The organism is Stenotrophomonas sp. X (genome assembly GCF_055721025.1).
This window is the reverse complement of the sequence record NZ_CM146756.1, coordinates 3,704,258-3,717,460: the sequence shown is the minus strand read 5'-3', so window position 1 is coordinate 3,717,460 and position 13,203 is coordinate 3,704,258. Positions and strand designations below refer to the sequence as shown.

Annotated in this window: 12 protein-coding genes; 4 read left to right on the top strand and 8 right to left on the bottom strand. The window is 66.4% G+C overall.

What is annotated here, in order from left to right:
• The first annotated feature begins 45 nt into the window (after positions 1 to 45).
• A complete protein-coding gene (locus ACZ75I_RS17070; RefSeq protein ID WP_005419509.1) occupies positions 46 to 468 on the top strand; it encodes a F0F1 ATP synthase subunit epsilon in 423 nt (140 codons plus the stop codon).
• Positions 469 to 551: 83 nt separating this feature from the next.
• Here the strand turns inward: ACZ75I_RS17070 and ACZ75I_RS17065 are convergent, their stop codons facing one another.
• On the bottom strand, positions 552 to 935 hold the full coding sequence (locus tag ACZ75I_RS17065) for a GtrA family protein (protein WP_154351453.1): 384 nt from the start codon (positions 933 to 935) through the stop codon (positions 552 to 554).
• Between the two features lie 83 nt (positions 936 to 1,018).
• Here ACZ75I_RS17065 and glmU point away from each other — a divergent pair, with 83 nt between their 5' ends.
• On the top strand, positions 1,019 to 2,386 hold the full coding sequence (gene glmU / locus ACZ75I_RS17060) for a bifunctional UDP-N-acetylglucosamine diphosphorylase/glucosamine-1-phosphate N-acetyltransferase GlmU (RefSeq protein ID WP_180867778.1): 1,368 nt from the start codon (positions 1,019 to 1,021) through the stop codon (positions 2,384 to 2,386).
• Positions 2,355 to 2,888 carry a GNAT family N-acetyltransferase gene (locus ACZ75I_RS17055; RefSeq protein ID WP_134968205.1) on the top strand — a complete coding sequence of 178 codons (534 nt, stop codon included), beginning with the start codon at positions 2,355 to 2,357 and terminating at the stop codon, positions 2,886 to 2,888. Before glmU ends, ACZ75I_RS17055 begins: the two co-directional genes overlap by 32 nt.
• A gap of 56 nt (positions 2,889 to 2,944) precedes the next feature.
• Here ACZ75I_RS17055 and ACZ75I_RS17050 read toward each other — a convergent pair whose 3' ends face one another.
• The 7 genes from ACZ75I_RS17050 to ACZ75I_RS17020 all read right to left on the bottom strand — a co-directional run bounded on the left by ACZ75I_RS17050 (position 2,945) and on the right by ACZ75I_RS17020 (position 10,738).
• Positions 2,945 to 4,297 (bottom strand): sensor histidine kinase, encoded by a 1,353-nt coding sequence (locus tag ACZ75I_RS17050; RefSeq protein WP_180867776.1) that lies wholly within the window; start codon positions 4,295 to 4,297, stop codon positions 2,945 to 2,947.
• Positions 4,294 to 5,640, bottom strand: a complete 1,347-nt coding sequence (locus ACZ75I_RS17045) for a sigma-54-dependent transcriptional regulator (protein ID WP_180867774.1) — start codon at positions 5,638 to 5,640, stop codon at positions 4,294 to 4,296. The genes ACZ75I_RS17050 and ACZ75I_RS17045 overlap by 4 nt, the downstream gene beginning before the upstream one ends.
• 124 nt (positions 5,641 to 5,764) lie before the next feature.
• Positions 5,765 to 6,136, bottom strand: coding sequence for a hypothetical protein (locus ACZ75I_RS17040; RefSeq protein ID WP_472959065.1), 372 nt, complete (start codon positions 6,134 to 6,136; stop codon positions 5,765 to 5,767).
• Between the two features lie 16 nt (positions 6,137 to 6,152).
• Entirely contained in the window at positions 6,153 to 7,370 is a 1,218-nt protein-coding gene (locus ACZ75I_RS17035; RefSeq protein WP_472958368.1) for an ABC transporter permease, read from the bottom strand.
• 20 nt (positions 7,371 to 7,390) lie between these two features.
• A complete protein-coding gene (locus ACZ75I_RS17030) occupies positions 7,391 to 8,689 on the bottom strand; it encodes an ABC transporter permease (protein WP_005419489.1) in 1,299 nt (432 codons plus the stop codon).
• A 10-nt stretch (positions 8,690 to 8,699) separates the two neighbouring features.
• A complete protein-coding gene (locus ACZ75I_RS17025) occupies positions 8,700 to 9,425 on the bottom strand; it encodes an ABC transporter ATP-binding protein (protein WP_014038558.1) in 726 nt (241 codons plus the stop codon).
• Positions 9,426 to 9,460: 35 nt separating this feature from the next.
• Positions 9,461 to 10,738 (bottom strand): efflux RND transporter periplasmic adaptor subunit, encoded by a 1,278-nt coding sequence (locus tag ACZ75I_RS17020; RefSeq protein WP_472958366.1) that lies wholly within the window; start codon positions 10,736 to 10,738, stop codon positions 9,461 to 9,463.
• A gap of 203 nt (positions 10,739 to 10,941) precedes the next feature.
• On the opposite strand from ACZ75I_RS17020, the gene glmS reads away from it, so the two are divergent.
• On the top strand, positions 10,942 to 12,780 hold the full coding sequence (gene glmS / locus ACZ75I_RS17015) for a glutamine--fructose-6-phosphate transaminase (isomerizing) (RefSeq protein ID WP_472958364.1): 1,839 nt from the start codon (positions 10,942 to 10,944) through the stop codon (positions 12,778 to 12,780).
• Positions 12,781 to 13,203 lie beyond the last annotated feature (423 nt).

Genomic DNA, 13,203 nt, shown 5'->3' with positions numbered 1-13,203 from the left:
CCCCCACGGTGGCATTGCGCCGCCGCGAACAGCGAAGAGATTTGCATGAGCACGATCCGTTGCGACATCGTCAGCGCCGAGCAGGAAATCTTCCGTGGCGAAGCGACCCTGGTCGTGGCCACCGGTGAGCTGGGCGAACTGGGCATCGCGCCCAAGCACGCGCCGCTGATCACCCGCCTGAAGCCGGGCAAGGTGGTGGTGACCACGCCGAACGGCGAGCAGCTGGATTTCGCCATTTCCGGCGGCATCCTGGAAGTGCAGCCGCAGGTGGTGACCGTGCTGGCCGACACCGCGATCCGCGCGCAGGACATCGACGAAGCCTCGGTCCGCAAGGCCAAGGAAGAAGCCGAGCGCATCCTGGCCAACCGCGGCGAAGCGATGGAAGTGGCCGAAGCCCAGCAGAAGCTGGCTGAAGCCGTCGTCCAGCTGCAGGCACTGGAACGCCTGCGCAAGAATCTCAAGCACTGAGGTTCGCGCTGCACCCACGAGAACGCCGGCCCTGTGCCGGCGTTTTTGTTTCTGCTGGCAGCGCCGGGCGTGTGTCGGTGGTATCAGCGATACACCACATGGCGCATCAACAGGAACGACACGCACGCCAGCCCGCCTTCCACCAGCGGCTTGGCCAGCCACGCGTACTGCAGGCCCAGCGCCTGGTCGACCAGGCTGACCAGCAGCGTGCTCGCTGCCGTCAGCAGCAGCCACAGCCCGAAGAAGCGTGCGAAGCGCTTCCATCCCAGCTTGCCGGCACCGGCCTCGGCAAAGGTGTAGCGGCCGTTGAGCCAGAAGCCCAGCAGCATGCCGGCCAGGCGACCGGCGATGTTGGCCGGCTCGACCGGCATGCCCAGCGCGGTGGCGACCACGAACACCAGCCAATCGACCAGCAGCTGCACGAGCCCGATCACAAGGTAGGTGCTTCCCTGGCGGAGCAGGCTCATCAGCATGGTGAAGGAGGAGGGATGCCCATGTTAACGGCCCACGCTCTAGAATCACCGGCAACGAACTACGGACTGCTGCTCCCATGACCCAAGCCCTGCACGTCATCATCCTCGCCGCCGGCGCCGGCAAGCGCATGAAGTCGGTGCTGCCGAAGGTGCTGCAGCCGATCGCCGGCCAGCCGATGCTGGCGCACGTGATCGATACGGCCCGCGAGCTGCAGCCAGCGGCCATCCACGTGGTTTACGGCCATGGTGGCGAGGCGGTGCGTCAGTACTTCGCCGGCCAGCCCGACCTGCAGTGGGCCGAACAGGCCCAGCAGCTCGGTACCGGCCACGCAGTGGCGCAGGCAATGCCGCAGGTTCCAGACGCTGCGCAGGTGCTGGTGCTGTATGGCGATGTACCGCTGATCCGCGCGCAGACCCTGCGCGACCTGCTGGCGCAGCCGGGCCGGCTGGCAGTGCTGGTGGCCGATGTCGATGACCCGAGCGGTTACGGCCGGGTGCTGCGCGATGCAGAGGGCAGGGTGGGCTCCATCGTCGAGCAGAAGGACGCCACTGACGACCAGCTGCGCGTGCGCACGATCAACACCGGCATCATCGCCGCAGAGTCGACCGCGCTGCGCCGCTGGTTGTCGCAGCTGTCCAACAGCAATGCGCAGGGCGAGTACTACCTTACCGATGTGTTCGCGTTCGCCGCGCATGAGTACACCCCGGCCGAGATGGCCCTGGTCGCCGATGCACAGGAGGCTGAGGGCGCGAATGATCCGTGGCAGCTGTCGCAGCTGGAACGCGCCTGGCAGCGCCGTGCGGTGCGTGCACTGTGCGCTCAGGGCGCGCGCGTGCGCGACCCGGCACGCCTGGATATCCGTGGCACCGTCACCGTGGGCAGCGACGTGCTGATCGATGTCGACGTTGTTCTTGAAGGCAACGTCGTGCTCAGTGACGGCGTTACCGTTGGCCCGTTCAACCGGCTGAAGGACGTCAACCTGGGGCCCGGCACCGAAGTGCGCGCGCATTGCGACCTGGAAGGCGTGGTCACCGAAGGTGCCGCGCAGGTCGGCCCGTTCGCACGCTTGCGGCCGGGTACCGTGCTGGCCGATGGCGTACACGTCGGCAACTTCGTCGAAACCAAGAAGGTCACCCTCGGCGTCGGCAGCAAGGCGAACCATCTCACCTACCTGGGTGACGCGGTGATCGGCAGCAGGGTGAACATCGGTGCCGGCACCATCACGTGCAACTACGATGGCGTGAACAAGTCGACCACCACCATCGGCGACAACGCTTTCATCGGCTCCAACAGCTCGCTGGTGGCGCCGATCACCATCGGCGAGGGCGCGACCATCGCTGCCGGGTCGGTCATCACCCGCACCGCACCGGACGGCAAGCTGACGCTGGCACGTGCACGACAGGAAACCATCGATGGCTGGAAGCGCCCGGTCAAGAAGTCCTGAGCCACGGGTGCCGCGCACCGATGAGCTGGGTGTGCTGCCGGCGATCGAACAGCGTGCCGGTGAACTGCTGAGGGGCCACGAGGCCTATCCGGTGTTTGCCGGCCACGGCCTGGACCTGCCGACGCTGCAGGAAGGTCGTGAGCGTGGACAGCTCTGGGTGGTGGATGGCGCCGGCGGCGGCATTGCCGGCTACCTGCTGGCCGGCGACCTGGCAGGCGAGTTCCATGTCCTGCAGATGGATGTGGATCCAGCGCACGCGCGTCGTGGCCATGGCCGTGCATTGCTGCGGCATGCCTTGGCGCAGGCCAGGGCCACCGGCTTTGCTGCGGCGGTGCTGACCACCTTGAGCGATGTGCCGTGGAATGCAGCCTTCTATGCCAGCGAAGGATTCGTTGAAGTGCCGGAGGCGGAGTGGAATGATGGCCTGCGCGCCGTCATGGCCGAAGAGGCTGCGCTCGGGTTTCCGATGCACCTGCGGGTGGCGATGCGGCGGGTCTGGTAGGTGCCGACCCTGGTCGGCACATCCACGCATGGCGTGGATCTACCCGATCGGCCCGCTCACCCCACTGGCAACAGGATCGACACGCACAGCCCGCCATCACCGCGGTTCTGCAGCGACACCCGCCCACCGTGCGCCTCCACGATCTCGCGGGTCAGTGCCAGTCCCAACCCGGTACCGTTGCGCTTGGTCGAATAGAACGGCATCAGTGCGTTCTGCAGCACCTGCTCGTTCATGCCCTTGCCACGGTCCAGCACATCCAGGCGCAGCCATTGCGGCAACCGCGTCAGCTGCACCTGCACGTCATCATTGGGCGGATCGGCTTCGGCACAGGCTTCATGCGCGTTCTTCAGCAGGTTCAACAGCGCCTGCCCGAACTGCGCGATGTCGATCCGGCTGCTCAGTTCCTCGTCCGGTTCACGTTCCATGCTGAACGGAATCTGCTGGCGCAGGCTGGACAGGAAGGGCGCCCAGTGCACGGTCTGCAGTTGCGGTTGCGGCAGCTTGGCGAAGCGCGCATAGCCACGGATGAATCCTTCCAGGTGGCGCGCGCGGTCTTCGATGGTGGTGAAGATCTCCGGCAGCCGATCGAAGCGCTCGCGCTGCACCAGCACGCCACCGGAGTGGGCCAGCGAGGCGATCGGTGCCAGTGAGTTGTTGAGCTCGTGGCTGATCACCCGGATCACCTTCTTCCACGTCTGCACTTCCTGGCGGCGCAGTTCGGCGGTCAGCAGCCGCACCAGCAACAGGTCGTGCGGGCGGCCGTTGAGCTGGAACGCGCGGCGCGAGAGATGGTAGACCTGCTCGTCATCCTCGTCGCCGTCCTCGCCCTCGGCATGCACCGCGAACAGGCTGTCACCGCCACGGGCGATGGCATCGCGCAGTTCCACCGGCACCTGTTCCAGCACCTCTTCCAGGCGCTGGCCTTCCAGCTTCCAGCCGCCATGCAGCAGCTTGCGCGCGGCCAGGTTGGAGAACACCACGCGGGCGATGCCGTCGCCGCCGGAAGCAATCAGCAACATCGCCACCGGGGTGTTCTGCACCATGGTGTCCAGCAGCAGTTCGCGCTGCACCAGGCCCTGCCGCTGCTCGCGCAGCACGTCGCCCAGTTCGCGGTGCGCCTGCACCAGGTCACCCAGTTCGTCGTTGCCCGGCCAGTACACACCGAAGTTGTACTCACCGTCGCGGTAGCTGCTGGTGGTGCCGGCCAAGGCGCGCATCAATGAACGTACCGGCGCGGTGGCACGGCGCAGGGTCCACCACATCAGCGACAGCAGGATCAGCGCCGACACCGTGGTCACCACCCAGCCGTGGTCCATCCAGTAGGCCAGCAGCCACGGCAACGCGGCGGCCAGCGCCAGCACCGGCAGCAGGCGCAGGAACAGGCGGAAGGTGAACGAGCGCCGTTTCATTCGCGTGGGATGCCGTGCCGGTCCATGCGCCGGTACAGTGCCTGGCGGCTCAGGCCGAGTTCGGCGGCGGCCTGGGCGATGACGCCGTGGTTGCGCGCCAGCACATCCTCGATGCGCGCACGGTCAGGATCATTGCCGGCACTGGCTGCCGGTCGCGGCGCAGGTGCGGCGCGCGGCAGGTTCAGGTCGGCCACTTCGATGCGGTTGCCGGTCGCCAGCAGCTCGGCCCGCTGGATCACGTTGCGCAGTTCGCGCACGTTGCCGGGCCAGGGGTGCCGTTGCAAGGCCGCGGTGGCGGCGCTGGAAAGTGGCTTGCCGGCGGTCAGGAAGCGCTCGGCCAGGGGCACGATGTCGCCCGGGCGCTCGGCCAATGGTGGCAGTACCAGTTCCACCGTATTGAGGCGGTAGTACAGGTCTTCGCGGAAGGTGCCGTCGCGGATCATCGCCGGCAGGTCGGCATTGGTCGCGCTGACCACGCGGACTTTGACCTGGCGCTCGCGATTGGAGCCAAGACGCTCGAAGCGCCCTGTTTCCAGCACACGCAGGAGCTTCATCTGGCCGCCCAGCGACAGGTTGCCGATCTCGTCCAGGAACAGCGTTCCGCCGTCGGCGGCTTCGAACTTGCCCTCGCGTGCCTTGTTGGCGCCGGTATATGCGCCGGCCTCGGCACCGAACAGTTCGGCCTCGATCAGTTCCGAGGGCAGGGCGCCGCAGTTGACTGTGATGAACGGGCCCTTGGCCACCAGCGAGTTGGCCTGGATGATCTGCGCGATCTTCTCCTTGCCAGCGCCGTTGGGGCCGGTGATCAGCACCGGCAGTTCGGAGCGCGCGACCTGGCAAGCCAGCGCGATGATGCGCTCGCTGGCCGGATCGGCGAAGACCGCACCACACAGCTCGTACTTTTCTTCCAGCGCATTGCGCTGGCGCAGCTCACGGCTGCGGCGGCGGTCCAGCTCGCGCCGCGCCTCGGACAGCTCGAGCAGGTTGTTGACCGTGGTCAGCAGCTTGCGGTCGTCCCAGGGCTTGGCCAGGTAGTCGGCGGCACCGGCCTTGACCAGGTCCACCGCGCTGCTCAGGTGGGTCCAGGCGGTGAGCAGGATCACCGGCAGGTCCGGGTGGCGCGCGCGGATCTGTGCGAACAGGTCTTCGCCTTCTTCGCCGGAGGTGGTGTCCTCGCTGAAATTCATGTCCTGGATCACCAGGTCGACCGGCTGCGACTCGAGCAGGGCCAGCCCTTCGGCCGGGCTCTGCGCCTGCAGGGTGTCGATGTCATGCAGGGAGAACAGCACGTCCAGCGCGGTGCCCACGCTGGCGTTGTCGTCGATGATCAGGATCGAAGGCATCAAGCAGTTCTGCAGAAAGGGATGGGCGGCGCCGATGGAGCCGTGTTCGTATCCATACGCCGGGAGAGCCCGGCGCCACCCATCAAGCATAGCCAAAGCCGTGGCCGCAGGGGGCGGGCCGGTCTCAGCGCCGCGGTGGGGGAGGCGGTGGCGCCGGTGGCGGTGGAGCGACCAGGGCCAGCCGCCAGGCGGCAGCATCCACCGGGACGGTGAACTCGCGTCTGTCGCGGCGCAGCAGAAGATACGCAGTCGAAGCGTTGGAGTGACACAGGGCGTCGGCCAGGTGCTCGATCCGCCGTACGGCGGTGTCGTCCACCCGCAGGATGCGATCGCCGCTGCGCACGCCGAAGCGGGCTTCCGGAATGGCCGCGTCCACGCGCACCTGGCCCTCGGTCGAGCGCAGCGTCAGGCGTGCATCGTTCTGGCGCCATTCCAGTGTCTGCGAGCTGCCACCGCCGGCCAAAGCCGGCAGTGGCAGGAGCATCATCAACAGCAACCAGCGCGCACGCATCTCACGCGCCCCGCGTGGCGACCGCGGGCGGTACCGCTGCTGCGCGCCGGGCCGGTCCGAACACCGCGATCTGGCCCAGCACCCACAGCAGCAGCGCACCCAGTGGCAGGTAGAACAAGGGCATGCGTGGCAGCTCGTACAGGTTCATCAGCGCCAGGTTGATCGCGTAGGCCGCCAGCATGCCCAGCACGATGCCCAGCGAGGCCAGCAGGAAGTTCTCGGTCTGGAAGTAGCGCAGGATCTGCCCGCGGGTCGCGCCCAGCGCACGGCGGATGCCGATCTGCTTGCTGCGCTGCTGCACCCAGAAGCTGGCCAGGCCGATGATGCCCAATGCGGTGACCACCAGCAGCGAGATGCTGACGGTGATCAGCAGGCCGACCATCGCGCGGTCGTTCTTGAAGAAGTCCTTGCGCTGGTCTTCATAGGTCAGCTTGTCGCGCATCAGCCGGTTGGGATCGTTGCGTTCCAGCGCGGCAGCACCGGCATCGAGGACCTCCTGGCGGCGCTTTGGCGAAGTGCGCAGCACATAGGTGCCACCTTCATCGAAGGTGCGCCGCATGGGCAGCAGCATCGAGTTGGTCCAGTTGTCATTCCAGCCATTGGGCGTGCTGAGCGTGTCGACGATGCCGACCACATGCAGCGGCTGCTTGCCCATGTAGTAGGTCTTGCCCAGCGCACTGCCGCTGGGTTCCATCTTGGCGGCGGTGGCCTGGGTGAAGATCACCGGAATCGCCTTTTCCTTGGCGCCGCCCTTGCTGGCGTCTTCGAAGTTCTGGTATTCGTCGGGCAGGAAATCGCGGCCTGCGATCAGGTTGATGCCCATCGTGGCCAGCCCGTTCTCGGACAGGGTGTACATCGAGGCGTTGGTGGTCGGCCGTTCCTGGTCGACCTCGCGCGAGATGCTGCTGCTGGAGGAGCCGTTGCGGAAGGGGACCTGGTTGATGATGGTGACGCTGCTGACGCCAGGAATTGCGCGCAGCGATGCCAGGTCCTCGCGGGTGCGGGCCATGGCATCGGTCTGCTTGCCGATGCCGCTGACGCGGAGCATCACCAGTTCGTTCTCGGCGATGCCGCTGGGCATGCTGATCTTCTCCACGCGCTGGCTGACCAGGAACAGCGCGTTGCAGACGATGGCGCAGGTCAGTGCGACTTCCAGCACGATCAGGGCAGCGGCAGTCTTGTGCCGGCGCAGCGTGCTGAGGATGGGGCGGATGTCCATGGGAGTCCTCGTTCGGGTGCTTACTGCGACTTGAGCTGGATGGCCGGAGTGACCTGCATGGCGCGCCAGGCAGGCAGGAAACCGGCGGCAAGGCTGGCGAACAGGGTCAAGCCCAGCGCAAGCAGCAGCATGTTGCCGTCCAGGTGGGCCAGCTTTGCGTACTCCACCGGTTGCTGGCGCACCGCGAACAGGCCGAGCAGGGCCAGGCCGATACCCAGCACGCCACCGACCACGCCGACCGCACCTGCTTCCACCAGGCATTGCAGGAAGATCTGGCCGCGGCTGGCACCGAGCGCGCGGCGTACGCCGATCTCACCGCTGCGACGCAGGAACTTGGCCAGCAGCAGGCCCACCGTGTTGACCAGGCAGACACCCAGGAAGCCCAGTGCCAGCCACAGCTGCAGGCGCACATCGCTGGGCACCGCGCCGTTGAAGTCCAGCCATTCCATCACGGTGCGCAGGCGCACGTTCGGCGGGTGCTTGAAGCGGCCGGCCTGGCGCTGCTGGCTCGAATAGTTCTCCAGGTAGCGGCGGTAGTCGGCGGCTTTGGCCGGGTCCATTTCCACCCAGTACTGCAGCCACGCGCACGGCGCATTGAGCGAGTAGCTGTTGCCGTCGGGATTCTCGCCGAAGCAGTTCATGTTGCCGTTGCTGCCCAGCTTCAGGTCGAACGAGGTGGAGATCGGCAGCAGCAGGTCTTCGTTCTTGCCGTAGCTGCCGGTGGTCAGGTCGTAGAAGTGCGGCTCCGGGCTCCATTCCTTCATCACGCCGACGATGCGGTAGCTCTGGCCTTCCATGCGCAGGTCGCGGCCTACGCTGTTGGCGCCCTGGTAAAGCTTGTCGTTGAGCGCCTTGGAGATGACCACCACGCGTGCGCGGCCTTCGTCGTCCTCGCGCGTCCACGGGCGGCCGTACTGCATGGGCACCTCGAACATCGGGAAGAAATCGGCCGAGGTCCAGCGGGTGTCGATGCTGAAGGGCTTGAGGGTGCTGTTGTCCGGTTCGATGGTGCCGCCGCCGCCGCTCATCAGCGCCTGGCGCTCGCCCTTGGCTTCGCGCAGCAGGGCTTCACCGTCGAAGCGGGTCAGCTGGGTTTCCGGTTCCTCGCCGGCGACGTAGGCGCCGGTCGCGGCGTCGAGCTGGACGTAGAACAGGCGGTCGCTCTTGCCGGGAATCGGGTCACCGGACAGCACGTGGAACACGGTCAGGGTGGTCATCGAGGCGCCGATGCCGAGCGCGATGGCAACCACCATCAGCGCGGTCAGGACCTTGTTGCGGCGGAAGCTGCGCACCGCCAGTCGGGCGTAGTAGGCGAACATGGTGGGGCCCTCACTCGTTGACGGCGACGATGTGGCGCGGCGGCGTGGCCAGCACCGGCTCGCGCACCAGGTCGGTCACCTGGCCATCGACGATGTGCACGTTGCGCTGCGCGCGCGCGGCCAGTTCCGGATCGTGGGTGACCATCACGATGGTGGTGCCGGCAGCGTTGATCTCCTCCAGCAGCTCCATCACGCCGCGGGCCATCTGTGTGTCCAGGTTGCCGGTCGGTTCGTCGGCCAGCAGCAGGCGCGGGCTGCCTGCCAGGGCACGTGCGATCGCCGCGCGCTGCTGCTGGCCGCCGGACAGCTCGTTCGGGTAGTGCTTCATGCGCGAGCCGAGGCCGACCTGGGTCAGCGCCTTCTCGATGCGTTCGCGGCGCTCGTTGGCGCTCATCTTGCGATAGCGCAGCGGCACGTCGACGTTGTCGAACAGGTTCAGGTCGGGGATCAGGTTGAAGCCCTGGAAGATGAAGCCGATCTTCTGGTTGCGCAGGCGGCTGCGGGCGTCGTCGCCCAGTGTGCTCACGTCCTGGCCGTCCAGCATGTAGGTTCCACTGGTGAAGGTTTCCAGCAGGCCGGCGATGTTGAGGAAGGTGGTCTTGCCGGAGCCTGACGGGCCGGTGACGGCGACGAACTCACCTTCCTTGACCTGCAGTTCCAGCGAGCGCAGTGCGTGGGTTTCCACCTGTTCGGTGCGGAAGACCTTGGCGACCGAACGCATTTCGAGCATGTACATGGGGTGTCCTCTCTCCAGGATTCAGGGTTCAGGTATCAGTTGACGGAGACGCGTTCGGCGTCCTTGAACAGGTCGCTGCCGGAGACCACGATGCGGTCGCCCGGTTGCACACCCGACTTGATTTCCACTTCGCCCAGGCTGCTGACGCCCAGTTCCACCGGGCGGCGCACGGCGGTGCGGCCATCCATCACGTAGGCCACGCCGTTGCCCTGTTCGACAAACGGACCGCGCTCGACCTTCAGCACGTTCTTGCGGGTATCGAGCAGCACGCGCACCGACATCCGCTGGCTCTGGCGCAGGCCTTCCGGCTGCGCGCTGGCGAAGCGCACGCGGGCATTGACCTCGCCATTGACCACTTCCGGCGACACCGCGCTGATCTCACCCGGGAACGGCTGGCCATTGCCGCCGGTCAGCTGTGCCGGCATGCCGATCGCCAGGTCGCGGGCGAAGCTCTCCGGCACCTTGATCTCGACCTCGAACTTGGACAGGTCGACTACGCCCAGCACCGGCGCGTTGGCGGCCAGGTTGGTGGACTGCACGGCCTGCACCTGGCCGACCTGGCCATCGAAGGGCGCGCGCAGGGTCAGCGCATCGACCTGGCGCTGCACTTCGGCCACCACCGCTTTCTGGCGGTCGGCCAGCAGGCGCTTGTTGCGGGCATCCAGGTCGGCGCCCTGGCTCTGCAGGCGCGCATCGGTGGTGGCATTGGCCAGGGCGATGTCGGCTTTCTTCAGCGAATCCTTGGCCTTGGCCAGGTCGATCTGCGGTACCGCGCCGCCGTCGTAGCCGCGCTGGTAGCGCTGCAGGTCACGGTCGGCGGCCTGCCGCTCGATGGTGGCCTGGTCGGTTTCCTTGCGTGACTTGGCACGGGCCAGGGTCGCGTCCAGCGCGGCGCGGCTGGCCTCGGCTTCCAGGCCGGCCAGCGTTGCCTGTTCCTGGGCCAGCTTGCTGCGCAGTTCCGGGCTGTCGATGATCGCAAGCTCCTGGCCCTTCTTGACCACGTCACCGGCGACGACCTTCAGGTCCACGGTACCGGCCGAGATCGCGTACAGGATCGGGCTGTTGGCGGCGATCACGCGGCCGTCGGCAGCGATGTCACGGACCAGGTCACCCCGCTTCACCTCGGCGATGCGCACGCGGCTGCTGTCGAAGGAGCGGCTGGCATTGGACCAGGCATGTACCGCCCAGCCGATGCCGGCGAGCAGCGCGATGGCACCCAGCGCCGGCCAGCGGTAGCGGTGCCAGCTTGCGCGGGTGGTGCCGGCCGGGGCGGAGGAAACGATCTGGTCCTGTGCGGAAGTGTCGCGGATCATCGGGTGCGTGCCTGACGGTGGTAGCCAGTACCAAGCACGTAGCGTGCCAACTTTATTTCCTTTCAGGTCAATGGGTTGGGAGTTTCGGGGAAGTGTCCGGGTGTCCGCGGACACCTTTCCGGACACTTTCATTAAGCGGACAGGAGGGGGAAGCCGGACACGCAGGCTAGAATGCGGCAATCGTCTTCAAGGAAACGCGTGACATGTGTGGAATCGTGGGTGCGATCGCCGATCGCGACGTAGTACCGGTACTGATCGAGGGTCTGAAGCGCCTTGAATACCGTGGCTACGATTCCTCGGGCATCGCCGTGATCGACCAGAGCGAGCGTCCGGAAGTCCGCCGGGTGCGTCGTACCGGCCGCGTGTCGGAAATGGCCATGGCGGCCGAGGCTGAGGGCTTCAATGCGGTGCTGGGCATCGGCCACACCCGCTGGGCCACCCACGGCGGTGTCACCGAGGCCAATGCACATCCGCACATCAGCCACGGTGTGGCCTTGGTGCACAACGGCATCATCGAGAACCACGAAGAGCAGCGCGAGAAGCTGCGCGCGCTGGGCTACACGTTTGAATCGCAGACCGATACCGAAGTCATCGCGCACCTGATCCATCATCATCTGAAGGATGGCGACGATCTGCTGGTGGCACTGCAGCACACGGTGAAGGAACTGACTGGTGCCTATGCGCTGGCCGTGGTCAGCCGCGCCGAGCCGGAGCGCTTCGTCTGCGCGCGCATGGGCTGCCCGCTGCTGATCGGCCTGGGCGAGGGCGAGAATTTCGTCGCCTCCGACGTCTCGGCGGTGATCTCGGCCACCCGCAAGGTGATCTTCCTGGAAGAGGGCGACACCGCCGAGATCCGTCGCGATGGCGTGCGCATCTTCGACGAGCATGACCAGCCGGTCGAGCGCGATGTGCACCTGTCCGACGTGTCGCTGGCCTCGCTGGAGCTGGGCCCGTACCGCCACTTCATGCAGAAGGAAATCCACGAGCAGCCGCGCGCGCTGGGCGACACCATCGAGGCGGCGATCGATGCCGGTGGTTTCCCGGCCGGGCTGTTCGGCAAGAACGCCGAAGCGGTGCTGTCGGGCATCGAAGGCGTGCAGATCATTGCCTGCGGCACCAGCTACTACGCCGGCCTGACCGCGCGCTACTGGATCGAAGCCATCGCCGGCCTGCCGTGCAGCGTGGAGATTGCCAGCGAGTACCGCTATCGCGCGGCCTACGCGAACCCCAAGCATCTGATCGTGACCATCTCGCAGTCCGGCGAAACGCTGGATACGATGGAAGCGCTGAAGTACGCCAAATCGTTGGGCCACCAGCACACGCTGTCGATCTGCAACGTGCCGGAAAGTGCGATTCCGCGCGCCAGCGAACTGGTCTGCTACACCCGCGCCGGTGCCGAGATCGGCGTGGCCTCGACCAAGGCCTTCACTACCCAGCTGGCGGCACTGTTCCAGCTGACCGTGGTGCTGGGCAAGCTGCATGGCCGCATCGACGCGGCGCAGGAAGCGGACTACCTGGAGCAGCTGCGCTTCCTGCCGGGCAGCGTGCAGCACGCGCTGAACATGGAACCGCAGATCGCCGCCTGGGCCGAGCGTTTCGCGCGCAAGAGCAGCGCATTGTTCCTGGGCCGCGGCCTGCATTACCCGATCGCGCTGGAAGGCGCGCTCAAGCTCAAGGAAATCTCCTACATCCACGCCGAGGCGTACCCGGCCGGTGAGCTGAAGCATGGTCCGCTGGCGCTGGTGGACGAGGACATGCCGGTGGTGGTGATCGCGCCGAACGACAGCCTGCTGGAGAAGGTGAAGTCGAACATGCAGGAAGTGCGTGCGCGTGGCGGTGAACTGTTCGTGTTCGCCGACCAGGACAGCAACTTCAATGAGTCCGAAGGCGTACACGTGATTCGTACGCCGCGCCATGCCGGCGTGCTCAGCCCGATCGTGCATACCATCCCGGTGCAGCTGCTGGCCTACCACACCGCGCTGGCGCGCGGCACCGACGTGGACAAGCCGCGCAACCTGGCCAAGAGCGTGACGGTGGAATAGTTTCCAACGGGGGTAGCCTGAACTATACGGTCATAGTGACCACCCCTCAGCTGTGGCAGCCTAGCCACCCTGAGGGGCATCGGGCGCTCGCGGAGCAAGTCCAGCGGCTCCGTGATCAAGGGGGCTTGGAGTTTGCCCGGATCGCGGACGAGCTGAACTCGTCGGGACAGTTGAGTCCTCGGGGCAAGCCCTTCTATCCGGCGCTTGTGTACTCGATCTACCGGAAGTGGAGTCAGAAGTTGCAGCGCGAGAAGAGAGAACGGGTCGTGCGGCTCACGGAAGTTTCTGTGATTTCGGACGGGTAGTTAGGGGCAATCTGGGGCATGTGAATGCCCTCGTATTGAGGCGTATTCTTCATGATCACTCGGCTTCGTCTTCGTTGCCTTGCGTGCCAGTGTGCAGTAACTGCGCGCGTACAAGTTG